Source organism: Phreatobacter sp. (assembly GCF_052440005.1).
Classification (GTDB): Bacteria; Pseudomonadota; Alphaproteobacteria; order Rhizobiales; family Phreatobacteraceae; genus Phreatobacter.
Map to the genome: position 1 here is coordinate 1 of NZ_JBQVQL010000040.1, position 24,222 is coordinate 24,222.

The window sequence follows — 24,222 nt, forward strand, 5'->3', positions numbered from 1 at the left end:
AGGCCGGCTGGCTGATGGGTGGCGCGGGCCTCGCCGCGCTCTTGTCGCTCGGCGCCATCGAATGGCTCGGCCGCAGGCCCCGCGTCGGCCACGACACCGCGACCGCCGCGGTTCTCGCCGCCGGCTTCGGCCTCGGCCTCGCCCTCATGTCGGTGGTGCAGACGCTCGCCGTCGGCCGCCAGGCGGGGCTCGAGAGCCTGCTCTTCGGCTCGGCCGCGGGGATGCTGCCGGCCGAGGCGCAGATGATGGCGGGCCTCGCGGTCCTCGTCCTCGCGGTGGTCGCGCTGCTGCTCAAGGAGTTCTCGGCCGTCGCCTTCGACCCCGATTTCGCCGCCACCGTCGGCCTGCCGGTGGCGCGGCTCGACGCGCTGGTGGCGCTGGTCTGCGCCGTGGTGGTCGTGGCCGCCCTGCCCATCGCCGGATTCGTCCTCGCCGTCGCGCTGGTGGTGATCCCGCCGGCCGCCGCCCGCTTCTGGTCCGACCGCGCCGGCACCGTCGTCGCCGTTGCCGCGGGCCTCGGCGCCGTCTCCGCCTTCACCGGGGCGGCGCTCTCGGCGGTGCTCGCCGACACGCCGACCGGCCCCGCCATCGTCCTCGTCGCCGCGGCGCTCTTCGCACTGAGCCTTGTGTTCGGGCGGGCCCGCGGCCTCCTCGGAGGGCGTGTCTGATGGCCGAGTTCTGGACCGTCGACTTCGTCCCGCTCCTCGCCGCCTCGCTCTCGGCGCTCGCCTGCGCGCTCGTCGGCAACCTCCTCGTCCTCACCCGCCGCGCCATGGCGGCGGATGCACTCAGCCATGCCGTCGTCCCCGGCGTCGTCGTCGCCGTCGCTGTGACCGGACTCGCCGGCAGCCTGGTCGTGCTCGCAGGCGGGCTTGCCGCCGCCTTCGCCGCGTCCGGCCTCGTCGCCTTCCTCGTCCGCGCCGGCCGTGTCGAGCCGGGCACGGCGCTGGGCGTCGTCTTCACCACCTTCTTCGCCTTCGGCATCCTGGTGCTCGAATGGACGGGGCTGTCGCGCACCGGTTTCGACATCCACCACGTCGTCACCGGCTATCTCGAGGGCCTCATCTGGATCGGGCGCGATCCCGGCGCGCCGGCGAGCCTCCTCCAGTCGCTGATGGACCTGCCGCAGGTGGTCTTCGAGCTCGCGATCGTCCTCATCCTCGTCGTCGCCATACTCGCCGCCTTCCGCAAGGAATTCGCCCTCCTCGCCTTCGATCCGGTCTTCGCGCGGGCGAGCGGCCTGCCCGTCGCCCTCCTCGACGCGGCTCTGCTCACGGCCACGGCGCTCGCCTGCACGGCTGCCTTCAAGTCGGTCGGCGTGGTGCTCGCGGTGGCGATGATCGTCTGCCCCGCCGCCACCTCCCGCCTGATGACCACGCGCCTGTCGCATCAGATGGCGCTGTCGGCGGCCATCGCGCTCGTCACCGTCTTCGCCGGATACGGGCTCGCGGTGCTCGGGCCGCGCCTCTTCGGCTCGGCGCTGGCGCTCAATGCGGCCGGAACCATCGGCGCCATGGCGGGCCTCGCCCTCGCCGCGACCGCCGCCCTCAGGGCGCGCGCCTGACATCAGCGCAAATCCATCGGCTCTGCGGCCGCGTAACAGCTTCCAACCTCGCCCGTTCAGGCGTATCACCCGCCCCAGCGAGACATTCCCACCGCGAGTTCCCATGCGCGAGATGAAGCTTCCCGCCGGCCACGTTCCCGTGAAGACCGGCAAGATCGGCGTGCTGCTGATGAACCTCGGCACGCCCGACGGCACCGACTACTGGTCCATGCGCCGCTACCTGAAGGAGTTCCTCTCCGACCGCCGCGTCATCGAGACCTCGCGCGCCATCTGGTGGCCCATCCTCAACCTGATCATCCTGCAGACCCGTCCGCAGAAGAAGGGCAAGGACTACGCGACGATCTGGAACACCGAGAAGGACGAGAGCTTCCTCAAGACCATCACCCGCAACCAGGCGGAGAAGCTCGCCGCCCATCTCGCCGGCGTCAGCCCCGACATCCACGTCGAGTGGGCCATGCGCTACGGCAATCCCGCCATCAAGCCGGCCATCGAGCGGCTGATGGCGCAGGGCTGCGACCGTATCCTGGCCTTCTCGCTCTACCCGCAATATGCGGCGGCCACCACGGCGACCGCCAACGACCATGTCTTCCGCGCCCTGATGGAGATGCGCTGGCAGCCGACGCTCCGCATCGCGCCGCCCTATCACGACGAGCCGGCCTATATCTCCGCCCTCGCCCAGTCGGTGCGCGACCACCTCGCCACCCTAGATTTCGTACCGGAGGTCATCCTCACCTCGTTCCACGGCATGCCGAAGAGCTACCTCCTGAAGGGCGACCCCTATCACTGCCAGTGCGCCAAGACCTGGCGACTGCTGCGCGAGGAGCTCGGCTACACCACCGACCAGATGATGATGAGCTTCCAGTCGCGCTTCGGCCCGGACGAGTGGCTGAAGCCCTATACCGACGAGACGGTCGAGACCCTGGCGAAGCGGGGCGTGAAGAAGCTCGCCATCATCGCTCCCGCATTCTCCGCCGACTGCCTGGAGACGCTGGAGGAGCTCGACGGCGAGAACCGCCACATCTTCGAGGAGCACGGCGGCGAGAAGTTCACCTACATTCCCTGCCTCAACGAGTCGGACCTCGGCATGCAGGTGATCAACACCGTGGTGGAGCGTGAGCTGAAGGGCTGGGTCTGACACGCAACATCGGCGGGTCGCCGGCGTCGCCGGACCGAAACAGGACGGGCTGAGACAGCGGCGCTTCCGCGCCTTGCCGCGCTCTTTTCCTTTTTCAGAGGTCCCGATGGCCACCCTTCTCTTCGTTCACGCCCCCCGCACCATTCTCGGGCTCCTGTTCCTGGTCAGCGCCGCCGACGGCTTCTGGGCCATGGCGACCGGCAACCACCTCATCCACCCGCCGGTCTCGCCGGAAGGCCGCCTCTTCGAACAGGGGCTCCAGATGTCGGGCTTCTTCTGGCCCTTCCTGAAGGTCATCAACCTCCTCGGCGGCCTGTCGCTGGTCTTCAACGTCGCCCCGGCCTTCGGCCTCGCGCTGATCGCCCCGGTCATGGCGACCATCGTGCTCTTCCACGCCTTCCTCAACCCGCAGGGCCTGCCGCTGGCCGGCATCCTCGTCGTCACCGGGCTGATGCTGGTCTGGGCCTACCGCGACCGCTACGCCGCGCTCTTCCGCTGAGCGGCGGCGCCCTGGGAGGGCACAGCCCTCACCCCACCGGGCGCACGTCCTCGATGACCTTGCCGTCGTTGGGCAGCGAGCCGGGCTTCACCGGCTCGACCTGGCCCTTCAACTTCAGGATCGCCTGCACGCTCTCGCCGACCGCATGGATGAATTCGGGCGAGCGCGTGCGCGACTCCACCTTCAGCGTCATGGCGTCGGTCTCGCCGTTGCGCACCACGATCAGCCGCGCCTTGGCGATTTCGGGGTGGCGCTTCACCACCTCCGCCACCTGTTCGGGCCGCACGAACATGCCCTTGACCTTGGCCGTCTGGTCGGCGCGGCCCATCCACCCCTTGATGCGGGTGTTGGTGCGCCCGCAGGGCGAGGCCCCGGGCAGGATCGCCGTGAGGTCGCCCACCGCAAAGCGGATCAGCGGGTGGTGCGGGTCGAGCACGGTGATGACCACCTCGCCCACCTCGCCAGGGGCCACGGGATCGCCCGTGCCGGGCCGCACGATCTCCAGGATGATGTCCTCGTTGAGCACCAGCCCCTCGCGCCCCTCGGTCTCGTAGGCGATGACGCCGCATTCGGCGATGGCATAGGTCTGGTAGGCGTCGACGCCGCGGGATGCGATCTCCTTCTGCAGCGAGGCCGGGAAGGCCGCACCGCCCACCAGCGCGCGCTTGATCGAGGAGGCGTCGCGGCCCTTCTCCTTGGCTGCGTCGAGCAGGATTTTCAGGAAATCCGGCACGCCGGCATAGGCGCTGGGACGGTAGGCCTCGATGAGGTCGAGCTGCGCCTCCGTGTTGCCCGGACCAGCCGGGATCACGGCGCATCCCACCGCCCGCGCGCCGGAATCGAAGCACCAGGCGCCCGGCGTCAGGTGGTAGGAGAGCGTGTTGAGCACGATGTCGCCGCGCTTGAACCCCGCCGCCGTCATCGCCCGGCCGACCCGCCACACGTCGTGGCCGATCGCCTCCGGCTCGAAGATGGGCCCCGGCGACATGAACAGTCGGCCGAAGGCGCTGGCCTTGCCGGGCACGAAGCCGCCGAAGGGCAGGGCCGCCTTCTGCAGGGCCGGCAGGTCCGACTTGCGCTGCACGGGCAGGTCGGCGAGCGCCGCGCGCGTCGTGATGCTGCGCGGGTCGATCTTGCCGAGGTGCCGCCGCCAGGCGGGAACCTTCATCGCCGCGGTCAGAACCTGCGGCAGCCGCTTCATCAGGTCCTTCTCGCGAACGCCCTCGTCGCGCGTTTCGCGCTTGTCGTAATGGCCAGCCATGATGGTCTCCCTCGGGCGGGATTATCGGACCTGGGCGGAGCCGCGCCAAGCCCGCCCTTGGTCCGAAGGAACACTGACGTGGCGGAAAGCCGTTGCGCCAAGGGGCGGTAGGATGGAACGGCCATCCCGTCACCCCATCCAGCCGCAGGACTTCAGCGCCGGCTCCATCGACTCCGGCGGCGGCGCCTCCGCGGCGATGGGCGGGCGCTTCGGATCGAAGGGCAGCAGGACGGAGCGCGCCAGGAGATGCAGCCCCGGCCCGCCGCGCCGCGGCGCCGTGCCGTAGATGGTGTCGCCGAGGATGGGAAAGCCGCTCTCGGCGCAGTGCAGCCTCAGCTGGTGCGTGCGGCCGGTGACGGGCTCCAGCGCAAGCCAGGTCCGGCCATCGGCGCGCCCCAGGACCCGGTAGCGCGTCAGCGCCGCCTGGCCTTTCGGATCCGCCTTCATCCACCAGCCGCGCTTCGGGTCCCGCGGGCTCATGGGAATGGCGATCTCGCCGGCCTCCTCCGCCGGCCCGCCTTCCACCACCGCCCAGTAGGTCTTCGTCACCTCGCTGCGCTTGAACATCAGCCCGAGCCGCTCCAGCGCCCGGCGGTGGCGGCCGAGGACGAGGCAGCCGGCCGTGTCCTTGTCGAGACGGTGGGCGAGTTCGGGCGCCCGCGGCAGGCCGAAGCGCAGCACGTCGAGATGGTCGGCCAGCGTCTCGCCGCCGCCGGGCCCCTTGTGCACCGGCAGGCCCGCCGGCTTGTTCAGGATGAGCACGCTGGCGTCGCGGTGAAGAAGGCGCGGGATGAGGCCGAGCGGATCGTCGGGAGCGGGGTGGGAGGACGGGGCGGTCATCGGGCATCCATAGTGCGGACGCCCCGCGCCCGCCACCCCGCACCCTAGCCACGGCCCGCCATCCGGCCTAAATGCCGGGGACGCCCCCGTCACCCCGCCGCCAGCGAGATCCCGTGCCGATGTCCGATCAGCCGAAGCCCGACGAGCCGAAGCGGCCCGGTTTCTTCAAGCGGCTGTTCGGCCAGGACGAGCCGGCGACGCCGGCGCCCGCCGCTCCGGCCACGGTCACGTCGCCCGAGCCCGCGCCCGTCGCCACGGCCGCACCTCCCCCTCCGGCGGAGCCGAAGAGCTGGTGGCGCCGCCTCACCGAGGGCCTGTCGCGCACCTCCTCGAAGCTCGGCACCGGGGTCACCGACCTCTTCACCAAGCGCAAGCTCGACCATGCGACGCTGGAGGAGCTGGAGGATCTCCTGATCCAGGCCGACCTCGGCGTCGAGACCGCCGCCCGCATCGCCGGCGCCCTGTCGAAGGGCCGCTTCGGCAAGGACGTGGCGCCGGAGGAGGTGCGCGCCGTCCTCGCCGGCGAGATCGAGGCCGTGCTCGCCCCCGTCGCCCGTCCGCTCGTGGTCGACGCCGCGGCGAAGCCCTTCGTGATCATGGTCGACGGGGTCAACGGCGCCGGCAAGACCACCACCATCGGCAAGCTCGCCGCCAAGTTCCGCACCGAGGGCCGCTCGGTGCTGCTGGGAGCCGGCGACACCTTCCGCGCTGCCGCCATCGAACAGCTCAAGGTCTGGGGCGAGCGCACCGGCGCTCCCGTCGTCACCCGGCCGCAGGGGTCGGATGCGGCGGGCCTCGCGTTCGACGTGGTGACGCAGGCCAAGGAGGCGGGCACCGACGTGGTCATCCTCGACACCGCGGGCCGCCTGCAGAACAAGTCCGAGCTGATGGCGGAACTCGAGAAGGTCGTGCGCGTCATCCGCAAGGTCGACGCCGCCGCGCCCCACGCCGTCCTGCTGGTCCTCGACGCCACCACCGGCCAGAACGCGCTCACCCAGGTCGACGCCTTCGCCCGGACGGCGGGCGTCACCGGCATCGTCATGACCAAGCTCGACGGCACCGCCCGCGGCGGAATCCTCGTCGCGGTGGCGGCGAAGACCGGCCTGCCGGTGCACTTCATCGGGGTGGGCGAGGGGGTCGACGACCTCGAGCCCTTCGCGGCGCAGGACTTCGCCCGCGCCATCGTCGGCCTCGACGAGGATTGACGGCCTCAGTGCCGCCGGTGGTGGGGATGGCGGGCGTGGTGGCGATGCCGCGGCGCCGGCGCGATCTCGACCGTCTCGGCGGGAGCGAAATAGTAGGTGCGCGGCGTCACGATGGGCCGGTAGACCACCGGCCGGTCGGTGACGAACCAGCCGGCCCAGAAGGAGCTCGCGGCGGCGGGCGTCGGCAGCGCGGCGCAACTGATCAGGGCGGCGGCGGCGAGGGCGCGCAGCGGCGTCGTCTGCAGGGGGCGAGACATGGCGTTCTCCCGGAAATGGTCGGGGTCCACCATGCCGCAACAGAGTCACCAATCCGTTTCCGCCTGCGACGCGCCGGCCGGATGCCGCGCGCCGCGCAATCGGCTAGAACTCGGCCCATGAGCACCAACGGCCACCGACCCGAAGACGACGCCAGGCGGCAGGAGGAAGCCCGCCGCATCCTTGAGCGCACCCACCGCGATTCCGCGCCCATCCTCGATTCGGCGCTCCGCCGCAGCGGCGATTTCCTCTCGGCCCGCGGCGAATCCGAGGATCCTGCGGAGATCTGGGGCAAGCGCATCGGCCGGGGCCTCGCCATCGCCGTCGGCATCGGCTGCGTCATCTACCTGGTGATGACCTATGGCCGCTGAGAGCGCCGTCGCCACCTTCACCGACCTGAAGGCGCCGGACCTCGAGGCTTTCGAGGCCATCGCCGCCGTGGCCTATGCCGGGCTGCCGGAGGATTTCCGCGCCCTCTGCAAGGGCCTCGTCATCCGCGTCGAGGATTTTCCTACCGAGGAGGTGCTGAAGGAGATGGAGGCCGAGAGCGACTTCGACCTGCTCGGCCTCTTCCAGGGCACCGGCATGCCCTTCCAGTCGGTGCAGCATTCCGGCGCCATGCCGAACATGATCTGGCTCTACCGCCGGCCGATCCTCGACTACTGGGCCGAGCACGACGAGACGCTCGGCGCCGTCATCGCCCACGTACTGGTTCACGAGATCGGCCACCATTTCGGCCTGTCGGACGAGGACATGGAGGCGATCGAGAAGCGCGGCGAGTGAGGGGGCCCGGGGCCTTTTGTGGTCGCACCGCCGCTTCCATCATGGCCGGGCTCGTCCGTGCCATGATGGGTGGAGGTTCAGGCGGTGCTGTGGGAGGCGTGGCGCCCTCCTGAGCCCACACTGGTGGGGAGAGGTCGGCGCGCAGCAGGGTGAGGGGCTAGCGAGCGCCGGTCAGCCCTTGCCGAACTTCCACCACTTCTTCTTCTCCTCCGGCATCTCCTCGCCGGGGGCGGGCGGGGCGACGACCTTGGAGAAGCTCTCGAAGAACTCCCCGGCCAGCTTCTTGGCCGTGGCGTCGATCAGGCGCGAGCCGAGCTGGGCGATCTTGCCGGAAATCTGGCTCTTCACGTCGTAGGTGAGCAGCGTCACGCCCTCGCTCTCCTCGGTGAGCTTCACCGTGGCGCCGCCCTTGGCCATGCCGGCGACGCCGCCATTGCCCTCGCCCGAGATGGTGTAGCCGTTCGGCGGGTCGATGTCGGAGAGGGTGACGCTGCCGGCAAAGCTCGCCTTGACCGGGCCGATCTTCAGCACCGCCTTGGCGGCAAAGCCGTTGTCGCCGGTGCGCTCCATGCTCTGGCAGCCGGGGATGCACTGGCGCAGCACGTCGGGATCGTTGAGCGCCGCCCACACCACCTCGCGCGGGGCTTCGATGCGCTGCGTGCCGGTCATGTCCATGGGAGAGGCCTTCGATTGGGGCGAATTCGGGAGCGGAGACTAGGACCGGCGGGCGGGGCCTGTCGAGCCCGTCTTCCGCGGGGCGGTTCAGCCGCCGGGCTTCTCGCCGGCGGGCAACTCGATGGCCTTCAGCGCATCGGCGAGCCGTGCCTTGGCCGAGCCCGGCCGGAGCGGCTTCTGCTGGCTCTCGTGCGGGGCCCAGCCCGACAGCGTCACCACCTGGAACGTGGCCCTGATGCGCCCGTCCGGGTCGGCGAAGCGGTCGTGATAGATCTCGGCCATGCGCAGCAGCGTCGCGCGCCGGAGCGGCACCCGGCGTCGCGCCACGAGCGGGTTGGTGGCGCCCATGGCGCGCAGGTCCCGCATCAGCGCGAAGGCGTCGGCATAGCGCACGGTCAGACGGTCGGAATCGGTCACGGGAAGCGCAAAACCCGCACGCTGCAGCAGCCCGCCGACGTCGCGCACGTCGGCGAAGGGGGCGACGCGCGGCGACAGCCCGCCGTCGCGCTCGCTCTCGGCCGCGGCGAAGGCCTGGCGCAGCTCGGTCAGCGTGTCGCCGCCGAGGAGGGTCGCGAGGAACAGCCCGTCCGGCTTCAGCGCCCGGCGCACCTGCGCGAAGAGGCCGGGCAGGTCGTCGACGAACTGCAGGCCGAGGGCCGAGACCGCGAGGTCGAGGCTCTGGTCGCGGAAGGGCAGGGCATCGGCCGGCGCCACCACCACGGGTGCCGCCCTCAGGCGGGCGAGGCTTTCCACCGGGTCGGCGGCGAGCGGCAGCGGCAAGCCCCTGGCGGCGATCGCCTGTCGCAGCGCGTCGGTCGGCGTCGCGATGTCGGCAATGGCGGCGAAGCTGCGCTGGACCAGCGTCAGCCGGTCGGCGAGGTCCTCGGCCACCTGCGCCAGCAGAAACTCGGCCACATCGCCCCGTGCGGCGCGAACCCGTCGCCATCCCACGAGTTGCTGGTCGAAATGCTGCTGTGTCATCGCCGGCATATGGCGTGTGCCCCATCCTGCGTCAAATCCGCCGCGCGCCTTGCCCTTCCCGTGCTTTGCCGCGAATGATCGTCCCGATACGAAAGGGTGACCGATGTCGAAGGCATGGCGTGTGAGTTGGGACGCCCTGGACCGCTTCCTGGCCAATGACGGCTGGGCAACCGCGAGCCACATCGCCCTCAACGGGCTGATGTCGCTGTTTCCCTTCCTCATCCTCGTCACCGCGCTGGCGAGCTTCGCCGGGGCGCGGCCCTACAGCGACGAGGTCACCCGCATCCTGCTGGAGGCCTGGCCGGAGGTGGTGGCGCGGCCCATCGCCCACGAGATCGAGACGGTCATCACCACGACCCGCACCGATCTCCTGACGATCGGCGCCCTGCTCGCGGTCTATTTCGCCTCCAACGGCGTGGAGGCCCTGCGCACCTCGCTCAACCGCGCCTACGAGGTCCGCGAGGGGCGCTGGTGGTATATCTGCCGCATGGAATCCATCGCCTATGTGCTGATCGGCGCGGTCGCCCTGCTGGTGGCGGCGATCCTCGTCGTGCTGGGGCCCCTGATCTGGGCCACGGCCGTGCGCATCGTGCCGGGTCTCGCCCCGCTCGGCTGGATCGTGCTGTTCCTGCGCGTCGCGGCCGCCTCGCTCGTCATCGTCATCGCGCTGACGGTGGTGCACCTCTTCCTGCCTGCCGGGCGCCGGCGCTTCGTCGACGTTCTGCCGGGGATCGTCATCACCCTCGTGCTCTGGCTCCTCGCCGGCACCCTCTTCGGCACCTACCTCGCGAGCTTCGCCCAGAACTACGTGAACACCTATGCGGGACTCGCCTCCGTCATGGTGGCGCTGGTGTTCCTCTATTACTCCGCCGCCATCTTCGTGCTCGGCGGCGAGCTCAACGCGGCGATCTGGCGGGCCAACGGCCGCATCGTCTGACGGTCCGTCAGACCGTCCTCAGCGCGGTGATCGGGTCGAGCAGGCTGGCGCGCTTGGCCGGGTACCAGCCGAAGAACACGCCGACCAGGCCGGAGAACAGCACCGCGCCCACGATCGACTGCGGCTCGACCAGCAGCGGCCATCCGAACCGGGCGGAGACGGCGAAGGCGGCGCCGAGCCCTGCCATGATGCCGATGATGCCGCCGATGGCGGCGAGCGAGGTCGCCTCGATCAGGAACTGCCGCATGACGTCCCGTCGGCGGGCGCCGACGGCGAGCCTCAGGCCGATCTCGCGGGTTCGCTCGGTCACGCTCACCAGCATGATGTTCATGATGCCGATGCCGCCGACCGCCAGCGAGATGGCGGCCACCGCCGCGAGCAGCAGCGACAAGGTGGTGGCGGCGCCGGCCGCGGTGTTGGCGATCTCGGTGAGGTTGCGGATCTGGAAGTCGTCCTCCTGGCCCGGCTGCAGCCGGTGGCGCTGGCGCAGGAGCTGGCGCATGTCGTCTTCCGCCTGCGCCATGCTCTCGCCTTCGCGCACCTTGACGTGGATCACGCCGACCGAGCGGGCGTTGGCCCGGTTCACCCCCACGAGCCTCTGCCGGATCGTCGGCAGCGGCACGAAGCTCGTGTCGTCCTGGTCCTGGCCCATCATCGACTGGCCCTTGGTCTCCATGACGCCGATGACCGTGAAGGGCACGGCGCGGATGCGGACCGTCTCGCCGATCGGGTCGACGCCGTCGCCGAAGAGATTGCGCGCCACCGTCTGGCCGAGGATCACCACCTGGCCGCCGCGCGCGGTCTCCTCCGGCTCGAACAGGCGGCCGGAGGCGATGGACCATTCGCGCGCCTCGAACCAGCCGAGGTCGACGCCCACCACCTCGGTGAACCAGTTGTTGCCGCCGGCGACCACCTGCGTCCGCGTCCGGCTGTTGGGGGCGGTGACCTGGACGCCGGGAACCTCGGCCTCGATGGCCCGCGCATCGTCCTCGGTCAGGGAGGAGGAGGCGCCGAGCCCCAGCCGCACGCCGCCCTGGGTGACGTTGCCGGGGAGCACGATGAACAGGTTGGCGCCGAGCGACTGCACCTGCGCCAGCACCCGGTCGCGCGCGCCGCCGCCGATCGCCACCATGGCGATGACCGCCGCGACGCCGATCACCATGCCCAGCATGGTCAGCGCCGAGCGCAGTTTGTGGGCGCGCAGGGCGGAAAGGGCCTCGCGGATGGCTTCCATCATCGACATGGCGGCCATGATAGCAGACCGGTTGCCGGGCACACGTGAAATGCCTGTCATGTCCACCTTCCCCTGAGGAAATTTAATAGACGGAATCGGATTGTGTTTTCCTCTTCGTAACGTTTGGGAGGTAATCCGGGATAGATGGCGAAGCGCGACTCAGAGGCTGAGACGGGACGCGAAGGCACCGGAAATCCGGCGCCCGCGGCCGGTCGGTCGCCTCGCTTCAGCCTCAACGGCTATCTCGCGGGCCTCGTCCTCGTCGCGCTCGTGCCGATCATCGCGGCGGCGGCCTTCATGCTCATCCATGCCGGTCGCGCCTATGAGGCGGCGTCCGAGGCGCGCCTGCTCGACACCGCCCGCACGCTCGCCCGCGCGGCCGAGAGCGAACTGGAGGGCGGCGCGACGCTCCTCAGCGTCCTCGTGCGGGTGCCCCACGTCGTCTCGACGCCCGGCGTCGTCGATCCCTGGGCCAATGCGGCCGACCTGCAGATCGGCGGCCGGCTCATCGAGGAGGTCTTCTCCACCTATCCCGGCATCCCCGAGGGAGACGGCCTGTCTCCGCAGGGCATTCCGCTGTCGACGCTCCGGCGCGCGCTGCAGACCGGCCAGCCGAGCCTGTCGAACCTCTTCGTCGACCCGGGCACCAATGCCCCGCACATCGCCATCGCGGCGCTCGTCTCCTTCGACGAGGCGAGCATCCGCTTCGCGGCCCTGATCGTTCCGCCGGACCGGCTGGTCCAGGCCCTCCAGCGCCCCGACGCCGCCGGCTCGGGCGTTCTCGTGGCGGTCGTGGACGGCCACGGCCGCTTCGTGGCGCGATCCCGCGACGGGCAGTCCTCCATCGGCAAGGACGTGCCCGACTTCGCCAAGCTCAAGGCGCTGGGGACCGGCGCCGGCAGCCTCCAGGCCATGAGCGTCGAGGGGCGGCCTGTCTTCCTCGCCTTCCAGACCCTCAAGGGCACGCCCGGCTGGGTCCTCGCCGTCGGCGAGCCGCTGAGTGCCTTCCGCGCCCGCACGCGCGCGCCCCTGTGGGGGCTCGCCGTCGCGGCAGTCGCGGCTCTCCTGATCGGCCTCCTCGCCGCCGCCTGGATCGGCAAGACCGTTCTGCGCCCGGTTCAGGCCCTGGTCGGCCGGGCCCGCCAGATCGCCGCGGGCGACGACACCGCAGCCCCGACGACGGTCGCGCCGTCCGGGATCGCCGAGTTCGAGGACCTGCGCCGCAGCCTGGAGGGCTCGGAACAGGCCCTGCGTGCCCGTGCGGAGGCGCAGGCCCAGATCGCCCGCAGCCTCGCCCAGAGCGAGAAGCGCTACCGCGTCCTTGCCGGCACCGGCGCCCTCGTCTTCTGGCGCCGTGATGGGCGGGGCCAGGTCTCCGCCGCGGGCTGGGACCTCCTGATGGGCCGGACGCCGACCCCCGAATCCGTCTGGTCGGCCTTCGACGCCTCCTGGTACGACAACCTGCACCCGGACGACGCTCCGATGGTCAAGGCGGCGTGGCGGGAGGCCCAGCGGTCGAGCGACAACTACGACGTCGAGTACCGCGTCCGGCAGCCCGACGGCTCCTGGCACTGGGTCCGGTCGCGCGGCGCCAAGGTGGAGTCCGAGGACGGCGATGGCGAGGAGTGGATTGGCGTCATCGAGGACGTCCACGCCCGCCGCGAGGCCCAGTCTCGTCTCGCCTACCTCGCCCATCACGACGCGATGACCGGCCTCGGCAATCGCCTGTTCTTCCAGGAGCGCCTGCGCGCCGTCTGCGAGGATTCGGCCCAGCTCCGCCAGTCAGCCATCCTCTGCATCGATCTCGACCGGTTCAAATGGGTGAACGACACCCTCGGCCACGGCGTCGGTGACGCCGTGCTGGTCTCGGTCACCGAGCGCCTGAAGGCCTGTGTCCAGCCGGGCGACGTGGTGGCAAGGATCGGCGGCGACGAGTTCGCAGTCATTCAGGCCGGAGGCGCCCAGCCCGAAGCCGCGTCCTCGCTTGCCCAGGCCATCATCGCCGCGCTCGCCGCTCCCATGCCCGTGGGTGACCATTCCGTCGAGCTGACCGTCAGCATCGGCATCGCCCTGCCCGACGAGGAAGGGCCCGACGCCGTCCTGCGCAACGCCGACATCGCCCTCGACCGCGCCAAGCATGACGGCCGCGGCCGATTTGCCTTCTTCGAACAGGCCATGGACGCCTCCATGCAGCTCCGGCTGCGGATGGAGCGCGACCTCCGCACGGCGGTCGAGCAGGGCCAGTTCCTGTTGCACTATCAGCCCATCGTCTCGGTGGCGACGGGCACCCTCGCCGGCTTCGAGGCGCTGGTGCGCTGGCGCCATCCCGAGCGCGGCATGGTCCCGCCGATCGAGTTCATCGGCCTCGCCGAGGAGATCGGCCTCATCGCGCCGCTCGGCCGCTGGGTCCTCGAGCGCGCCTGCGCCGACGCGGTGCTCTGGCCGCGGCCGGTGAAGGTCGCCGTCAACGTCTCGCCGCGCCAGCTCGCCGACGCCAGCTTCCCCGAGCTCGTGGCTGCGACGCTCCGCCAGACGGGTCTCGCCCCCTCCCGGCTCGAGCTCGAGATCACCGAGAGCGCGCTGATGGACAACGTCGAGGGCGCGATGAACGCGCTCCTCCGCCTGAAGCTGACCGGCTGCTCCATCGCCATGGACGATTTCGGCACCGGCTATTCCTCGCTCGGCTACCTGCGCACCTTCCCCTTCGACAAGGTGAAGATCGACCGTTCCTTCGTGAAGCACCTCTCGGGGACCAAGGAGAGCAGCGCCATCATCCGGGCGGTGACCGGCATGTGCGACAGCCTCGGCATCATCAGCACCGCCGAGGGCGTCGAGACCGAGGAACAGCTCGCCTATCTGCGCGAGGAGCGTTGCATCGAGGCGCAGGGCTATCTCTTCGGCCGCCCCGGGCCGGTGGAGGAGCTTCCCGCGGTCTTCGCGCGCTTCGCCGGCGCCAACGTCCTGCCGATCGACGGCTTCGCCAGGGCGGCGCCCATCCGCGCGTGAGCGCGCGGTGATCCATGCGCGCCGCACACCTTCCCGTCCCGCCGCGCTTGGGCTAAGGGCTCAGCCGACCTGAACCTCCAGCGGCAGTCAGAGGATCCCATGGCGAAGTTCGTGCCTCCCGTCTCCCCCCTGGCCCCGAAGACGGTGCCGAGCCTGCCGCCCATTCCCGGGGTGACCCTCGCCACCGCGGAGGCCGGCATCCGCTACAAGGGCCGTACCGACGTCCTCGCCGTCGGCCTCGCTGCGGGGACGACGGTTGCCGGCGTCTTCACCCGCTCGAAATGCCCGTCGGCGCCGGTCGACTGGTGCCGCGCCAACCTCGCCGGCGGCCGTGCCCGCGCTCTCGTGGTCAATTCCGGCAACGCCAACGCCTTCACCGGCAGGAAGGGCCGCGAGGCCGTGGCGCTGACGGCGAAGATCGCCGCCAAGGCGGCGGGATGCCGGGAATCGGAGGTCTTTCTCGCCTCCACCGGCGTCATCGGCGAGCCACTCGACGCGACGAAATACGACGCGGTCCTCGACAGGACCTTTGCCGCCGGCAAGGCCGAGGGCTGGCTCGACGCCGCCAAGGCGATCATGACCACCGACACCTTCCCGAAGGTGGCCACCGCCACCGCGAGCCTCGGCGGCGTCACCGTCACCATCAACGGCATGGCCAAGGGCGCCGGCATGATCGCGCCCGACATGGCGACCATGCTCTCCTTCGTCTTCACCGACGCGCCGATCGAGGCGCCCGCCCTCCAGGCGCTGCTGTCGAAGGGCGTGAAGACCACCTTCAACACCGTGACGGTCGACAGCGACACCTCCACCTCCGACACGCTCATGCTCTTCGCCACCGGCGCCGCCGAGGCGAAGGGCGCGCCGCGCATCGCGGAAGCGGGCGACCGTCGCCTCGCCGGCTTCCGCAAGGCGCTGCAGGCCGTCCTTGCCGACCTTGCCGAGCAGGTCGCCCGCGACGGCGAGGGCGCGCGCAAGCTGGTCCATGTCGTGGTCAAGGGCGCCGTCTCCAACGCCTCGGCCTTCCGGGTCGCAAAGTCGATCGCCGACTCGCCCCTGGTGAAGACCGCCATCGCCGGCGAGGACGCCAACTGGGGCCGCGTCGTGATGGCGGTGGGCAAGGCGGGCGAGCCGGCGGAGCGGGACCGCCTGTCGATCTCCTTCGGCGACATCCGCGTCGCCCACGAGGGCGAGCGCGATCCCGCCTATGACGAGGCGGCGGCCAGCGCCGTGATGAAGGAGGACGTGATCACCGTCACCGCCGATCTCGGCCTTGGCCGCGGCACGGCGCGCGTCATGACCTGTGACCTGACCAAGGACTATGTCGCCATCAACGGCGACTACCGTTCCTGAGCGGGAATTCCACCGTCTTTCCCTGCGCGAAGTCCGTCACTCGCCTATCGTCCACCGCAAACATTAACTTCTGTCGGCTAGAACAGGTACCGCAATGACCTTGAGGTTGGTCTTCGTCGCCGCCTGCGCTCTGGTCGATCCGGACAACCGGGTCCTCCTGGCGGAGCGGCCGGCCGGCAAGCCTCTGGCGGGTCTTTGGGAATTCCCCGGCGGCAAGGTCGAGCCGGGCGAGAGGCCGGAGGAGACGCTGATCCGCGAGCTGCGCGAGGAGCTCGGGATCCGTGTCGGGGAGCCCTGCCTCGCGCCGCTGACCTTCGCCAGCCACGCCTACGAGACCTTCCAGCTGTTCATGCCGCTGTGGGTCTGCCGGAGGTGGGAGGGGAACGTCCAGAGCCTCGAGGGTCAGAGGCTTGCATGGGTGAAACCGGGCCGGCTGAGGGACTATGCCATGCCGGCGGCCGACGAGCCCCTGATCCCCTTCCTCACCGAGCTACTCGGCGAGGCGCGTGACTGAGAGGAGACGCCAGGATGGCGCGCAGGTTTCGGCAGATGACCCGCCTGGCGGGGCGCTTCGGCTCCGATGAGGCCGGAGCGACGTCCATCGAGTATTCGCTGATCGCCAGCAGCATCGCCGGCGCCGTCATTCTCGCCGTCTACGCCCTCGGCGACACGGTCCAGAACACGTTCTTCGCCAAGCTCGTCGGCGCCTGGCAGTAACGACCGACGGCTGCATCGCCGCGGCGGGCCGCGACGATGCGATGTCGTCCAGCCCGGCGGTCAGGCGACGTACTGGCCGCCGTTGATCGTCAGCGTCGAGCCGGTGATGAACCCGCCCTGGTCCGAGGCGAGGAAGACAACCGCCCGGGCGATCTCCTCCGGCTCGCCGAGCCGCCCCACCGGAATCTGCGGCAGGATGCGCGTCTTCAGCACCTCCGGATCGATCGCCGCCACCATTTCCGTGCCGATATAGCCCGGGCAGATGGCGTTTACCGTGATGCCGGCCCGCGCCCCTTCCTGGGCGAGCGCCTTGGTGAAGCCGATGTCGCCGGCTTTCGCGGCCGAATAGTTCACCTGCCCCGCCTGGCCCTTCTGGCCGTTGATGGAGGAGATGGTGATGACGCGGCCGAACTTGCGCTCACGCATGCCGTTCCACACCGGATGGGTCATGTTGAAGACGCCGGTCAGGTTGGTGTCGATCACCTCGCGCCACTGCGCGATCGTCATCTTGTGGAACATGCCGTCGCGGGTGATGCCGGCATTGTTCACCAGCACATCCACGGGGCCGAGATCGGCCTCCACCTGCTTGATGCCGGCGGCGCAGGCCTCGTGATCCGCCACCGACCATTTGTAGACCGGGATCCCGGTCTCGGCCTTGAACTTCGCCGCGGCCTCGTCGTTGCCCGCATAATTGGCCGCGACCGTGTAGCCGGCGTCCTTAAGGGCCCGCGAGATGGCCGCCCCGATGCCTCGGGTGCCTCCCGTGACCAATGCCACTCTCGCCATGAATGAACTCCCTCGCTGGCGTTCCCTTGGATAGACGATTCGTTGATCCCGGCCTTTGTCGGACGGGTTGTAGCATCACTTCATCGGGGGGAAGATGAAGAACCTGCCGGAGGCGCGTGGTGCCTCCGGCGAAGATCGTGGTGCGCCCTGCTCAGCGCTCGATGCACATGGCGACGCCCATGCCGCCGCCGATGCAGAGCGTGGCGAGGCCCTTCTTGGCGTCGCGGCGGGCCATTTCGTGCAGCAGCGTGACGAGCACGCGGGCACCCGAGGCGCCGATCGGGTGGCCGATGGCGATCGCGCCGCCGTTGACGTTCACCTTGTCGGTATCCCAGCCCATGTCCTTGTTCACGGCGATCGCCTGGGCGGCGAAGGCCTCGTTGGCCTCGATCAGGTCGAGGTCCTTCACGGTCCAGCCGGCCTTTTCCAGCGCCTTGCGCGAGGCGGGGATCGGGCCCGTGCCCATGATGGCGGGGTCGACGCCGGCGGTCGCCCAGGAGCGGATGGTGGCGAGCGGCTTCAGGCCGCGCTTCTCGGCCTCCGAGCGCGTCATCAGCACGATGGCGGCGGCGCCGTCGTTGATGCCCGAGGCGTTGCCGGCGGTCACCGTGCCGTCCTTCTTGAAGGCCGGGCGCAGCTTGCCCATGGCGTCGATGTTGGCGCCGTCGCGGATGTATTCGTCCGTGTCGACGACGATGTCGCCCTTGCGCGTGCTGATCGTCACCGGGACGATCTCGTCCTTGAACCGGCCCGCCTTCCTCGCCGCTTCCGCCTTGTTCTGCGATGCGACGGCGAACTGGTCCTGCTCGTCCTTGGTGATCTGCCACTTCTCGGCGACGTTCTCGGCGGTGATGCCCATGTGATAGCCGTGGAAGGCGTCGATGAGGCCGTCCTTGAGCATGGTGTCGACCATCTCCATGGAGCCCATCTTCGTGCCGTTGCGCAGGTGCGCCACGTGCGGGGCCATCGACATGCTCTCCTGGCCGCCGGCGACGATGATGCTGGCGTCGCCGTTGGCGATCTGCTGCATGCCGACCGCAACCGTCCGGAGGCCCGAGCCGCAGAGCTGGTTCAGCGCCCATGCGGTCTTCTCGGCGGGGATGCCGGCCTTCATCGCCGCCTGCCGGGCGGCGTTCTGGCCCTCGCCCGCCGTGAGGATCTGGCCGAACACCACCTCGTCGACCTCCTCCGGCTTCACGTTGGCGCGCTCGAGCGCCGCCTTGATGGCGACCGCGCCCAGCTCGTGGGCGGGCAGGGACGACAGGGCTCCGTTGAACGAGCCGACGGCCGTACGGGCCGCGCCGACGATGACGACGTCCTCGGACATGAAAACCTCCTGGGCTTGCTGGCGCCTGCCGCGACGGTGGCGACCTTCGCCGTGACCTTGTCTATGGCACGCGCTGACTGTCAACCGCGCCAAATTGCCAATGAGCCGGGCGTTCTCGCGGCGCATGGAGCCGCGCTGCACAAAACCGTGGCAGCGCCTGCAAAAACACCCTATCGTGACGGTCTCATGGCGCTTTCGGGGGAAGGGCGCCGCGGGCAGGTCCAGGGGGAACGATGGCTAAGAATGATCCGGTCACGATCAAGAAGTACGCGAACCGGCGTCTCTACAATACGGGCACCTCGACCTACGTGACGCTCGAGGACCTCGCCTCCATGGTCAAGGCGGGCGAGGACTTCCTCGTCTACGACGCGAAGTCGGGTGACGACATCACCCGCTCCGTGCTGACCCAGATCATCTTCGAGCAGGAGAACAAGGACGGGCAGAACCTTCTGCCGGTGTCCTTCCTGCGCCAGCTCATCCGCTTCTACGGCGACAGCATGCAGCTCCTCGTGCCGCGCTACCTGGAGCTGTCCATCGACACGCTCTCCAAGGAGCAGGACCGGCTGCGCCAGCAGCTCTCCACCGCCATCGGCGTCAATCCGCTGGTCGCGCCCTTCGAGCAGCACATCCGCCGCAACATGGACCTGTTCGAGAAGGCCTTCACCATGTTCACGCCCTTCGCCCGTCGCGACGACGAGGCGGGTGGTGGCGAGGCGAAGCCCGCTGCCGAGGCGGCGGCAGCTCCCGCCGCGGCTCCTGCCGCCGGCGAGCTGGACGAGCTGAAGAACCAGCTCTCGGCCATGCAGAAGAAGATCGAGAGCCTGTCGCGGAAATAGCGTCCGGCCGCGTCAGGCGCTCAGCGCGCGCGGCGCGGCGGTCGTGGTCTCCAGCCAGGGCCTGGCGTCGCTCGCCGGGCCCGTATGGTCGCCCTGCAGGTAGTTGCAGCCGAGGTCGGCCAGCATGACGGCGACCTCCTCGCTCGGGACCCATTCGGCGATGGTCGTCAGGTTCATGTGCCGGGCGAGGTCGAGCAGCGCCTGGACGAAATGACGGTCGTCCGGGTTGGAGTGAAAGCTCGCGACGAAGGCGCCGTCGATCTTCACGCAATTGATCCCGAGCTTGCGCAGGTTGCGGAACGAGGTGTGGCCGGCGCCGAAGTCGTCGATGGCCACCCGGCAGCCGAGCGCCTGGACCCGTGCCACGAAGCGGCGGGTGTCCTCCACGTCGGCGATGGCCGAGGTCTCGGTGATTTCCACCATCAGCCGCTCGACGGCGCCGGGATGGGTCCGGTGCCAGGCCTCCAGCGCCCGCAGCCAGCTCATGTCCATGGTGGTGGCCGGCGACACGTTGACCGAGAGCTTGAGGTCCGGCGCGGCGATCAGTTCGGCCATGGTCAGTTCGAGCACGCGGGCGTCGACGAGCCGGACGAGGCCGAGCTTCTCCGCCAGCGGCACGATGGCGCTCGCCGGCAGCAGCGTGCCGTCGGCGCGGCGGATGCGCAGCAGGCACTCGTAATAGGCCGGCCGCCGCTCCGGGCCCGCCGTCACGATGGGCTGGAAGGCGAAGCCGATCCGCCGCTCGTTGAGCGCCGAGACGATCTCGTCTGTGGTCTTCAGGTTCTCCTGCCGGGCGCGCTCGCGCTCCAGGCTCGGCGCGTAGATCTGGAACGCGCCGCGCCGGCGCGCCTTGATGCCGTCGAGGGCCTCCTGCGACCGTCCCAGCAGGGCCGCGAGGGTGTCGGCGTGGCGCGGGGCGATGATCCCGCCGATGGTGACCGTGATGGCGACCGGCCCGGCGCGGGTGAGGAAAACGTCGTCGCGCACCGCGTTGAGGATGCGCTCGGCGGCGATCTCCATGTCCTCGGGCTGGCAGTTGCGGATCAGCATGCCGAACTTGTTGCCCGACAGGCGCCCCAGCAGGTCGCCACCGCGCAGCCGGGTGCGGATGCGCTTACCCACCGCCGCGATGATCTCGTCGGCGATGTCGAAGCCGTAGGCCTCGTTGACGTGGGCGAGGTTGTCGACCGCCGCGACGAGGAGCCCGATCGAACCGCGCACCTTGATGGCATCCTCGAGGGCGCTCTCCAGCACCTCGCAGAAGCGGTGGCGCGAGAGCTGGCCCGTCATCGGGTCGATCTCGCTCGCCTCGATCAGCCGGCGTCGCGTCTCGTAGCTCTCCGTGATGACGCGCACCGCGCCGTGGGCGCGCAGCGGCCGCCCGTCCGAGGATGCGAACCAGCGGCCGGAATCCTCCACCCAGTGGGTGACGCCCTCGCTGCCCCGGATCGCGTATTCGATGGCGTAGGCGACGCCGTCACCGCGGTCGATGTGCGGCGAGTTGACGATGGCCTCGTAGCGCCCGGCCGGCGATTCCTTCGCCAGCATCTGGGCATAGGCACGCCCGGTGGCGAGGTGGCGCGCATCGATTCCGAGCACCCCGCCGGCATTCTCGCTCCAGGTCAGCCGGTCCGAGGGAATGGCCCATTCATAGGTGGCCGTGCCCACCGAGCTCAGGATGTCGGCCGCGGCCGACGGGGCCTTGCTGCCGGTTCCGTTCTGACCTGCGCTCGTGCTGTCGTCCCGATCCACCACGCGTCCGCCCGTCATGTCTTCGTTGGCACCACTAGGCCGCAAAACAATGAAGGAAATCTTTTGGGGGCGGCCCCCGGCGCACGTTTTTGACGTAACGTCATGCGCCTGCCTGTTCCAGTAGTGTCTCAACTTGTCCCGATCCGGAACGCAGGCGCCGGCACGGGCGTTGCTCCCTCATTCCCGCCGGCCCCCGAAGGCCGGTCAGGCGTTACGGAGCGGGACATGACCATGGTCCATCCAGCAGGGTCTTCACAGCCGCCGCGCTGGCGTCGCCGGGACGACGATCGCGCCGGCGCCGGCCGTCGCACCGCCGCGGGCAGCTTCTACGAGGCGCTGTCGTCGCTGCCCGTCCCGACCCGTCCGGAGCGGATCGAAACGGAGCGGGCCATCCGCACCCGCCCCGCCGCCACCTTCGTCGCCCAGCTTCTGGCCGAGCGTCTTGCCCCCGTGCGCCGTCGCCGCCGCGGCGACCGCCAGGAGGTGGACGCCCGCTATCAGGCCGCCGATCCCGCCTCGCAGCCGACCGCCAGCGGTTCTCTGCTCCGCCGCGACGTCTGAGGGGGCGCCGGCCCTCAGTAGCCGAGCGCCAGGCCGTCCTTGCGCGCGTCCGAGCCGCCGACCAGGAAGCCGGAGCGGTCGATGCGGATCATCTGCCCGCCGCCGATCGGCTTCACCGTCACGTCGACGTCGTGGCCCATGGCCCGCACCTTCTCGATGGTCGCGGCCGGCCAGGTCGGCTCCACCGTGGTCTTCTCGCCCTCGAAGAAGGCGCGCGGGGAATCGATCGCCGCCTGCGGGTCCATGCCGTAGTCGACGGTGTTGCAGACCACGTGGGCATGACCGGACGACTGGTAGCTGCCGCCCATCACGCCGAACGAGCAGGTGACCTCGCCCTTCTCCAGCATCATCGCCGGGATGATCGTGTGCATCGGCCGCTTGCCCGGCCCGATGCAGTTCGGGTGGGCCTCGTCGAGGTTGAAGCTCGAGCCGCGGTTCTGCAGCAGGATGCCGGTCTCCGGCGTGCAGATCTTCGAGCCGAAATGGTGGAAGATCGAGTTGATGAAGGACACCGCCATGCGGTCGCGATCGACGACTGAGCAGTAGATCGTGTTGGTGCCCGGCGGCGGCGGGATGAGGCGGGGCGTGCGCTTGCCCGGATCGATCATGCCCGCGAGGGTCTTCGCGAAGTCCTTGGAAATGAGCTGCTCGACCGTCACCTTCATGTGCGCAGGGTCGGCGATGTGGCTGTCGCGCAGCGAATAGGCGAGGCGCGCCGCCTCGATGCCGATGTGGAGCCGCTCCGGCGAGGTCGGGTCCATGCCCTTCACGTCGAACTGCTCGAGGATGTTGAGGATGATGAGGGCGGTGATGCCCTGGCCGTTCGGCGGCAGCTCGGCGACGCCGGTGCCCTTGTAGTCGCCGATGACCGGCGTCTCCACCGTGCCGCGGTGGGAGGCGAGGTCTTCCAGGCTCATCAGCCCGCCCTTGGCCTTGAGCGTGGCGACGATGTCCTCGGCCACCCGGCCCTCGTAGAAGCCCTTGGCGCCCTTGGCGGCGATCTCCTCGAGGGTGGCGCCGAGCGCCGCGCTGGTCATGCGCTCGCCGGCGGTGGGGGCGCGGCCGTTGAGCAGGTAGTGGCGCGAGGCGCCCGCGTCCTTGGCGAGGGCGGCGGCGTCGCCCGGCCAGTCGAAGGCGACGCGCGGCGTCACCGGCCAGCCGTTCTTCGCGTAGCCGATGGCGGCCTGCAGAACCCGTCCGAGGTCGAAGCGGCCGTGGGTCTTGAGGATCGTCTCCCAGGCCTCGATGGCGCCGGGCACGGTAACGGCATGGACCGAGTCTGTCGGCACCGAGGTGAGACCCTGGGACTTGAGCGCCGCCGCCGTCGCGGCCTTCGGCGCGCGGCCCGAGCCGTTGTAGCCCCAGATCGGCTTGCCTGGCTTGGAGATCAGCGTGAAGCAGTCGCCGCCGATGCCCGTCATGTGCGGTTCGACCACGGCCATGACGCCCACCGCCGCGATCGCCGCGTCGGCGGCCGTGCCGCCCGCCTTCAGGATGTCGATGGCGGCGGCGGTGGCCAGCGGATGCGAGGTCGCAGCCATGGCCTCCGTGGCGTAGGCGGGGGAGCGTCCGGGATTGTGGAAGTCACGGGTCTGGTAGGTCACGGGGCATCCTCCCTCGCCCGGACTTTCGCCGGGACTGAAAAGCTGGCATCACCGGCTTGCGGCCGCATTCTTGTTTTAAGAATAACACAAGTGGGCGGCCGCCCGCCACGATGCGGGTGGGTCCGGCTTGTGCACGGGGCGCAGGGCTCCTTGCAAGCGCGTCCCCTCCGGGCGGCCCTACGATTGCCGACACCCCTGTCCCCGGAGCCGACGATGAGCCTGACCCTCGACACCTGCCGAACCCTCGCCGATGCGGCGCTCGCCACCGGCCGCGAGAAGGGTATGAAGCCCCTCGGCGTGGTCATCGTCGACGCCCGCGGCGCCGTGCGCCTGACCCTCGTCGAGGACGGAAACGCTCCGCTGCGCGCCGACATTGCCCATGGCAAGGCCTTCGGCTGCGTGGCGGTGGGCGTCGGCGGCCGGGCGCTGGAGCGCATGGCCAAGGAGCGCCCGCACTTCATCGGTGCCCTCGGCGGCCTGACCAAGGACCGGCTGACGCCGGTTCCCGGCGGCGTGCTGATCCGCGACGCGGCCGGCGCCATCCTCGGTGCCGTCGGCATTTCCGGCGATACGTCCGATAACGACGAGGTCTGCGCCCTCGCCGGCATCGCCGCCGTCGGGCTCAAGGCCGATACGGGCGCCTGATCCAACGGAAAAAGGCCGGTCCTGCGACCGGCCTTTTTCAATCACGATGCGATGACGCGATCAGTCGTTGGTCGTCGTCTTCGGCTTCAGGATCTGCTTGCCGCGATACATGCCGGTCTTCAGGTCGACGTGGTGCGGGCGGCGCAGGTTGCCGGAGTCCTTGTCCTCGACATAGGTCGGGGCCACGAGGGCATCATGCGAGCGGCGCATGCCGCGACGCGAGGGCGACGTCTTTCTTCTCGGAACGGCCATGGAACTCTCTTCTGGCG

The 24,222-nt window shown here is 70.0% G+C and carries 26 protein-coding genes; 15 read left to right on the forward strand and 11 right to left on the reverse strand.

Going from position 1 to position 24,222, the window contains the following annotated elements:
* The 4 genes from ACT6XY_RS11560 to ACT6XY_RS11575 all read left to right on the forward strand — a co-directional run.
* Positions 1-668, forward strand: a 668-nt coding sequence (locus tag ACT6XY_RS11560) for a metal ABC transporter permease (protein WP_444748471.1), incomplete at its 5' end; no start/stop codon positions are given.
* Positions 668-1,564, forward strand: a complete 897-nt coding sequence (locus tag ACT6XY_RS11565; RefSeq protein WP_444748472.1) for a metal ABC transporter permease — start codon at positions 668-670, stop codon at positions 1,562-1,564. The genes ACT6XY_RS11560 and ACT6XY_RS11565, both read left to right, overlap by 1 nt.
* A gap of 103 nt (positions 1,565-1,667) precedes the next feature.
* Positions 1,668-2,699, forward strand: a complete 1,032-nt coding sequence (gene hemH / locus ACT6XY_RS11570) for a ferrochelatase (RefSeq protein WP_444748473.1) — start codon at positions 1,668-1,670, stop codon at positions 2,697-2,699.
* A 106-nt stretch (positions 2,700-2,805) separates the two neighbouring features.
* Entirely contained in the window at positions 2,806-3,198 is a 393-nt protein-coding gene (locus ACT6XY_RS11575) for a hypothetical protein (RefSeq protein ID WP_444748474.1), read from the forward strand.
* A 28-nt stretch (positions 3,199-3,226) separates the two neighbouring features.
* Here ACT6XY_RS11575 and ACT6XY_RS11580 read toward each other — a convergent pair whose 3' ends face one another.
* On the reverse strand, positions 3,227-4,459 hold the full coding sequence (locus tag ACT6XY_RS11580; protein ID WP_444748475.1) for a phenylacetate--CoA ligase family protein: 1,233 nt from the start codon (positions 4,457-4,459) through the stop codon (positions 3,227-3,229).
* Between the two features lie 129 nt (positions 4,460-4,588).
* Positions 4,589-5,299 carry an RluA family pseudouridine synthase gene (locus tag ACT6XY_RS11585; RefSeq protein ID WP_444748476.1) on the reverse strand — a complete coding sequence of 237 codons (711 nt, stop codon included), beginning with the start codon at positions 5,297-5,299 and terminating at the stop codon, positions 4,589-4,591.
* Between the two features lie 71 nt (positions 5,300-5,370).
* On the opposite strand from ACT6XY_RS11585, the gene ftsY reads away from it, so the two are divergent.
* On the forward strand, positions 5,371-6,504 hold the full coding sequence (gene ftsY / locus ACT6XY_RS11590; RefSeq protein ID WP_444748477.1) for a signal recognition particle-docking protein FtsY: 1,134 nt from the start codon (positions 5,371-5,373) through the stop codon (positions 6,502-6,504).
* A 5-nt stretch (positions 6,505-6,509) separates the two neighbouring features.
* Here the strand turns inward: ftsY and ACT6XY_RS11595 are convergent, their stop codons facing one another.
* Positions 6,510-6,761 (reverse strand): hypothetical protein, encoded by a 252-nt coding sequence (locus tag ACT6XY_RS11595; RefSeq protein ID WP_444748478.1) that lies wholly within the window; start codon positions 6,759-6,761, stop codon positions 6,510-6,512.
* A 117-nt stretch (positions 6,762-6,878) separates the two neighbouring features.
* Between ACT6XY_RS11595 and ACT6XY_RS11600 the strand changes: the two genes are divergently transcribed.
* Entirely contained in the window at positions 6,879-7,130 is a 252-nt protein-coding gene (locus ACT6XY_RS11600) for a hypothetical protein (RefSeq protein ID WP_444748479.1), read from the forward strand.
* On the forward strand, positions 7,120-7,542 hold the full coding sequence (locus tag ACT6XY_RS11605; RefSeq protein WP_444748480.1) for a metallopeptidase family protein: 423 nt from the start codon (positions 7,120-7,122) through the stop codon (positions 7,540-7,542). The genes ACT6XY_RS11600 and ACT6XY_RS11605 overlap by 11 nt, the downstream gene beginning before the upstream one ends.
* A gap of 171 nt (positions 7,543-7,713) precedes the next feature.
* Here the strand turns inward: ACT6XY_RS11605 and ACT6XY_RS11610 are convergent, their stop codons facing one another.
* Together ACT6XY_RS11610 and ACT6XY_RS11615 are read right to left on the reverse strand one after the other, a co-directional pair.
* Positions 7,714-8,217: an SRPBCC family protein gene (locus tag ACT6XY_RS11610; protein WP_444748481.1), complete on the reverse strand. Its 504-nt coding sequence runs from the start codon at positions 8,215-8,217 to the stop codon at positions 7,714-7,716.
* A gap of 87 nt (positions 8,218-8,304) precedes the next feature.
* Positions 8,305-9,207, reverse strand: coding sequence for a methyltransferase domain-containing protein (locus ACT6XY_RS11615; RefSeq protein WP_444748482.1), 903 nt, complete (start codon positions 9,205-9,207; stop codon positions 8,305-8,307).
* A gap of 112 nt (positions 9,208-9,319) precedes the next feature.
* On the opposite strand from ACT6XY_RS11615, the gene ACT6XY_RS11620 reads away from it, so the two are divergent.
* The gene (locus ACT6XY_RS11620; RefSeq protein WP_444748483.1) at positions 9,320-10,135 is read left to right on the forward strand and encodes a YihY/virulence factor BrkB family protein; all 816 of its coding nucleotides are present in this window, start codon (positions 9,320-9,322) and stop codon (positions 10,133-10,135) included.
* A 7-nt stretch (positions 10,136-10,142) separates the two neighbouring features.
* On the opposite strand, the gene ACT6XY_RS11625 is transcribed toward ACT6XY_RS11620, so the two are convergent.
* The gene (locus ACT6XY_RS11625) at positions 10,143-11,387 is read right to left on the reverse strand and encodes an ABC transporter permease (RefSeq protein WP_444748484.1); all 1,245 of its coding nucleotides are present in this window, start codon (positions 11,385-11,387) and stop codon (positions 10,143-10,145) included.
* A gap of 126 nt (positions 11,388-11,513) precedes the next feature.
* Between ACT6XY_RS11625 and ACT6XY_RS11630 the strand changes: the two genes are divergently transcribed.
* From ACT6XY_RS11630 to ACT6XY_RS11645, 4 genes are all read left to right on the forward strand, one after another.
* Positions 11,514-14,375: a bifunctional diguanylate cyclase/phosphodiesterase gene (locus tag ACT6XY_RS11630; RefSeq protein WP_444748485.1), complete on the forward strand. Its 2,862-nt coding sequence runs from the start codon at positions 11,514-11,516 to the stop codon at positions 14,373-14,375.
* Positions 14,376-14,474: 99 nt separating this feature from the next.
* Complete coding sequence (gene argJ / locus ACT6XY_RS11635; protein ID WP_444748486.1) at positions 14,475-15,725, forward strand: bifunctional glutamate N-acetyltransferase/amino-acid acetyltransferase ArgJ; 1,251 nt, start codon at positions 14,475-14,477, stop codon at positions 15,723-15,725.
* A 94-nt stretch (positions 15,726-15,819) separates the two neighbouring features.
* The gene (locus tag ACT6XY_RS11640) at positions 15,820-16,239 is read left to right on the forward strand and encodes a (deoxy)nucleoside triphosphate pyrophosphohydrolase (protein WP_444748487.1); all 420 of its coding nucleotides are present in this window, start codon (positions 15,820-15,822) and stop codon (positions 16,237-16,239) included.
* A 14-nt stretch (positions 16,240-16,253) separates the two neighbouring features.
* Complete coding sequence (locus ACT6XY_RS11645; RefSeq protein WP_444748488.1) at positions 16,254-16,442, forward strand: Flp family type IVb pilin; 189 nt, start codon at positions 16,254-16,256, stop codon at positions 16,440-16,442.
* A gap of 60 nt (positions 16,443-16,502) precedes the next feature.
* Here ACT6XY_RS11645 and phbB read toward each other — a convergent pair whose 3' ends face one another.
* Together phbB and ACT6XY_RS11655 are read right to left on the reverse strand one after the other, a co-directional pair.
* The gene (phbB, locus tag ACT6XY_RS11650; RefSeq protein ID WP_444748489.1) at positions 16,503-17,228 is read right to left on the reverse strand and encodes an acetoacetyl-CoA reductase; all 726 of its coding nucleotides are present in this window, start codon (positions 17,226-17,228) and stop codon (positions 16,503-16,505) included.
* A 151-nt stretch (positions 17,229-17,379) separates the two neighbouring features.
* Entirely contained in the window at positions 17,380-18,555 is a 1,176-nt protein-coding gene (locus tag ACT6XY_RS11655; protein WP_444748490.1) for an acetyl-CoA C-acetyltransferase, read from the reverse strand.
* Between the two features lie 233 nt (positions 18,556-18,788).
* Here ACT6XY_RS11655 and phaR point away from each other — a divergent pair, with 233 nt between their 5' ends.
* The gene (gene phaR, locus ACT6XY_RS11660) at positions 18,789-19,391 is read left to right on the forward strand and encodes a polyhydroxyalkanoate synthesis repressor PhaR (RefSeq protein ID WP_444748491.1); all 603 of its coding nucleotides are present in this window, start codon (positions 18,789-18,791) and stop codon (positions 19,389-19,391) included.
* Positions 19,392-19,403: 12 nt separating this feature from the next.
* Here phaR and ACT6XY_RS11665 read toward each other — a convergent pair whose 3' ends face one another.
* Positions 19,404-21,161 carry an EAL domain-containing protein gene (locus ACT6XY_RS11665; protein ID WP_444748492.1) on the reverse strand — a complete coding sequence of 586 codons (1,758 nt, stop codon included), beginning with the start codon at positions 21,159-21,161 and terminating at the stop codon, positions 19,404-19,406.
* A 207-nt stretch (positions 21,162-21,368) separates the two neighbouring features.
* Here ACT6XY_RS11665 and ACT6XY_RS11670 point away from each other — a divergent pair, with 207 nt between their 5' ends.
* A complete protein-coding gene (locus ACT6XY_RS11670) occupies positions 21,369-21,704 on the forward strand; it encodes a hypothetical protein (RefSeq protein WP_444748493.1) in 336 nt (111 codons plus the stop codon).
* Between the two features lie 14 nt (positions 21,705-21,718).
* Here ACT6XY_RS11670 and ggt read toward each other — a convergent pair whose 3' ends face one another.
* The gene (gene ggt / locus ACT6XY_RS11675) at positions 21,719-23,308 is read right to left on the reverse strand and encodes a gamma-glutamyltransferase (protein ID WP_444748494.1); all 1,590 of its coding nucleotides are present in this window, start codon (positions 23,306-23,308) and stop codon (positions 21,719-21,721) included.
* Between the two features lie 213 nt (positions 23,309-23,521).
* On the opposite strand from ggt, the gene ACT6XY_RS11680 reads away from it, so the two are divergent.
* A complete protein-coding gene (locus ACT6XY_RS11680; protein WP_444748495.1) occupies positions 23,522-23,953 on the forward strand; it encodes a GlcG/HbpS family heme-binding protein in 432 nt (143 codons plus the stop codon).
* Positions 23,954-24,013: 60 nt separating this feature from the next.
* On the opposite strand, the gene rpmF is transcribed toward ACT6XY_RS11680, so the two are convergent.
* Positions 24,014-24,205: a 50S ribosomal protein L32 gene (gene rpmF / locus ACT6XY_RS11685; protein ID WP_106750512.1), complete on the reverse strand. Its 192-nt coding sequence runs from the start codon at positions 24,203-24,205 to the stop codon at positions 24,014-24,016.
* Positions 24,206-24,222 lie beyond the last annotated feature (17 nt).